A 4,349-nucleotide genomic window follows, 5' to 3' on the forward strand; every position below is an offset into this window, starting at 1 on the left:
CACTTTCCGGAGCGCCGAGTTCGGCTTCTTCGGCGTCGTGGTGTACACGCGCGTGCACACGCCACGACGCTGCGGACAGGCCTCGAGAGCCGGTACCTTGCTCTTGCTCTTCAGGCGTCTGCGCCCTTTGGCAACCAATTGGTTAATCGTCGGCATAAAGCTGTTTTGTCTCTCGACCCAGAAATGGAAATTTCCGCCGTGGCGGAAATTTCAAATTATTATCGCCATCCAAATTGTGCTCGCCCCGTCCCGGGGGCTCGCCCTCGCCAGACTGCGGCTCGGGCCAGCCTTCGGCTGTCCAAATTCGCTCTTGGCGAACTTGTCGCGCGGTCGGCGTCGATACTGCGGAATCCGGCCTGATGACCGAAAAGCAACAGCTCTTTCTCAGAATTCTCGGAGGCTTCAACAAAGACAGGCCGGCGGAATTCCGGCCTGTTCTGAGGGGCGCGATTCTAGGGAGTCACCCCTATTGTGTCAAGCCATTAGCACCCGTTTGCGGCCTTTTTTCGGGGCTTTTTGGTCGCCGGCTCCCCTCGCCCGGCGACCTTCCGGCAGGCAGAAGGCTAGGTCCCCACGGCCTCCTCACCGCTGTGCGCCGCGGGTTTGCCCGTGAAACTGGCCGTCAGCGACTGCTTCAATTCCTTGGCTTCCTGCTTGGCCTCGCCGCGCGTGCGTCGACGCTCCAGGTGATAGGCCAGGCCGGTGCCGGCCGGGATCAGGCGGCCCACGATCACGTTTTCCTTCAGGCCGCGCAGCAGATCCATCTTGCCGGTAATAGCCGCTTCCGTGAGCACGCGCGTCGTCTCCTGGAACGAGGCCGCCGAGATGAACGACTCGGTCGACAGCGACGCCTTGGTGATGCCGAGCAACAACGGCTCGAAGGTCGCCGGTTTCTTTTTCTGCGCCACCATTTCCTCGTTGTCCTCGTGAACCCGCGCGCGCTCGGCCTGTTCGCCGGGCAGGAAACGCGTGTCGCCGGAAACGAGGATACGCACCTTGCGCAACATCTGGCGCACGATCACCTCGATGTGCTTGTCGTTGATCTTCACGCCCTGCAACCGGTACACGTCCTGAATTTCATCGACGATGTAATTGGTCAGCGCCTCGACACCCAACAGACGCAGGATGTCGGAGGCCACGGGCGCGCCCTCCACGATGACATCGCCCTGTTCCACGGTCTCGCCTTCGAACACGGTGATGTGACGCCCCTTCGGGATCAGATACTCGTGCTCCACGCCTTCCTTGTCGTTGATGATGAGCCGCTGCTTGCCCTTGGTGTCCTTGCCGAAGGAAATGACGCCGCTGACCTCGGCCAGAATCGCAAAATCCTTGGGCTTGCGCGCTTCGAACAGTTCCGCGACGCGCGGCAGACCGCCGGTGATGTCGCGGGTCTTCAACGACTCCTGCGGTATGCGCGCGAGCACGTCGCCCACGCCCACCTTGGCGCCGTCTTCCGCGGTGATGATGGCGCCCGGCGGCAGCATGTACTTGGCAGGAATCTCGGTGCCCGGAATGGCCACCGCCTTGCCCTTGCCGTCCACCAGCGTAATGACCGGACGGATGTCCTTGGTGCCGGCACGATGCTTCGCATCCAGCACCACGTACGTCGACAGGCCGGTGATCTCGTCGGTCTGCTTGTTGACGGTCACGCCATCGATCAGATCGGCGAAAGTCACCTTGCCGGCAACCTCGGTGATGATCGGGTGGGTATGCGGATCCCAGTTGGCGACCACGGCGCCGATCTTGATCTTCGAGCCGTCGTGCACCGACAGCACCGCGCCGAACGGCAACTTGTAACGCTCGCGGTTGCGGCCCTGATCGTCCTGCACGATGAGCTCGCCGGAACGCGACACGGCGACGTAATTGCCGCTCGCATGCTTCACGACCTTGAGGTTCTTGAGCCGGACCACGCCCGAGGTCTTGACCTCGATGCGCGACACCGCCGTCGCGCGCGAAGCGGCGCCGCCGATGTGGAACGTGCGCATGGTGAGCTGCGTGCCCGGTTCGCCGATCGACTGCGCGGCAATGACGCCCACGGCCTCGCCCATGTTGACGAGATGTCCGCGGCCGAGATCGCGCCCGTAACACTTGCGGCACACGCCGTAACGCGTGTGGCAGGTCACCGGCGATCGCACCAGCACCTGGTCGATGTTGCGGTCTTCGAGCAACGCCACGGCCTTTTCATCCAGCAACGAGCCGTCCACGATCAGTGCTTTCTTTTCGTTACCCGGGTCGCGGATATCGCCGATCACCACGCGCCCGAGAATGCGGTCGCGCAGCGCGATCACGATTTCGCCGCCTTCCACCAGCGCCGATTTGGCCACCCCTTCAGTCGTGCCGCAATCGTCCTCGGTCACGACCAGGTCCTGGCACACGTCCACCAGGCGGCGCGTGAGGTAACCCGAGTTCGCGGTCTTGAGCGCGGTGTCGGCCAGACCCTTGCGCGCGCCGTGCGTCGAGATGAAATACTGGAGCACGTTCAGGCCTTCGCGGAAATTAGCCGTAATGGGCGTCTCGATGATCGAGCCGTCGGGCTTGGCCATCAGGCCGCGCATGCCGGCAAGCTGGCGGATCTGCACCGCGCTGCCGCGCGCGCCGGAGTCCGCCATCATGAAGATGGAATTGAACGACTCCTGCTTGGCCTTCTTGCCCTGCGAATCGGTCACCTCCTCGCTGCCCAGCTGGTCCATCATGGTCTTGGCGACGCGTTCGGAGGTGTGGGTCCAGATGTCCACCACCTTGTTGTAGCGCTCGCCGTCGGTGAGCAGACCCGAGGCGTACTGGTTCTGGATCGCCTTCACCTCGCCCTCGGCCTGACCGATGATTTCGGACTTCTCTCCCGGGATGATCATGTCGTCCATGCCGAAGGACACGGCCGCGCGCGTGGCGAACGCGAAACCGGCGTACATCAGCTGGTCGGCAAAGATCACCGAGGCCTTGAGGCCGACGCGCCGGTAACACGCGTTGATGAGTTCCGAGATCGTCTTCTTCTTGAGCACGCGGTTGATGAGTTCGAACGGCATTCCTTCCGGCAGGATTTCGGACAACAGCGCCCGACCCACGGTCGTGTCACAGAGCTTGCGGGTTTCGACGCGCTTGCCCTTGTCGTCGAAATGCACCTCGCGGATGCGCGCCTTGATGCGCGCCTGCAGCGCGATGTGACCGCCGTTGTAGGCGCGATGCACCTCGGCCACGTCGGAAAACGCCTTGCCCTCGCCGGGCGCATTGATGCGCTCGCGGGTCGTGTAATAGAGACCGAGCACGATGTCCTGCGACGGCACGATGATCGGGTCGCCGTTGGCGGGCGAAAGAATATTATTGGTGGACATCATCAGGGCGCGCGCTTCGAGTTGCGCTTCCACCGACAGCGGGATATGCACCGCCATCTGGTCGCCGTCGAAGTCGGCGTTGTACGGCGCGCACACCAGCGGATGCAGCTGAATCGCCTTGCCTTCGACCAGGATCGGCTCGAACGCCTGAATGCCCAGGCGATGCAGCGTCGGGGCGCGGTTGAGCAGCACCGGATGCTCGCGGATCACCTCTTCCAGAATGTCCCACACCTCGGGGCCGGCCTGTTCGACCATCTTCTTGGCCGCCTTGATGGTGGTGGCGAGGCCCTTGGATTCGAGCTTGCTGAAGATGAACGGCTTGAACAGTTCCAGCGCCATCTTCTTCGGCAGGCCGCACTGGTGCAGCTTGAGCGTCGGACCCACCACGATCACGGAGCGACCGGAGTAATCGACGCGCTTGCCGAGCAGGTTCTGGCGGAAGCGGCCCTGCTTGCCCTTGATCATGTCGGCCAGCGACTTCAGCTGACGCTTGTTGGCACCGGTGATGGCGCGGCCGCGGCGGCCGTTGTCGAGCAGCGCATCCACCGCCTCCTGCAGCATGCGTTTCTCGTTGCGCACGATGATATCGGGCGCGTTGAGGTCGAGCAGGCGCTTCAGGCGGTTGTTGCGGTTGATCACGCGCCGGTACAGATCGTTCAGGTCGGAGGTCGCGAACCGGCCGCCGTCGAGCGGCACCAGCGGGCGCAGTTCCGGCGGCAACACCGGCAGGATTTCCAGCACCATCCACTCCGGCTTGTTGCCGGAATAGAGGAACGCCTCGAGCACTTTCAGGCGCTTGGTGAGTTTCTTGATCTTGGTCTCGGAGGTGGTGCCGGCGAGATCGCCGCGCGCCTTCGCCACTTCTTCCTCGAGATTGATGGACTTGAGCAGGGCACGTACGGATTCCGCGCCCATGCGCGCATCGAATTCGTCGCCGTACTGCTGGATGGCGTTGAGGTAGGCGTCTTCCGAAAGCAGGCTGCCGCGCTCGAGCGGCGTCATGCCCGGGTCGATCACGAC

1 protein-coding gene and 1 pseudogene are annotated in these 4,349 nt (G+C 63.3%); both read right to left on the bottom strand.

Going from position 1 to position 4,349, the window contains the following annotated elements; all coding sequences use genetic code 11:
- Nucleotides 1–156: pseudogene (gene rpsL, locus ACC569_RS14100) on the bottom strand (30S ribosomal protein S12); the annotation flags it as partial.
- A 407-nt stretch (nucleotides 157–563) separates the two neighbouring features.
- The coding region (gene rpoC / locus ACC569_RS14105) for a DNA-directed RNA polymerase subunit beta' (protein ID WP_372524164.1) at nucleotides 564–4,349 on the bottom strand (3,786 nt) is incomplete at its 5' end.

This window comes from Sulfuricaulis sp., assembly GCF_041499725.1.
GTDB lineage: Bacteria > Pseudomonadota > Gammaproteobacteria > Acidiferrobacterales > Sulfurifustaceae > Sulfuricaulis.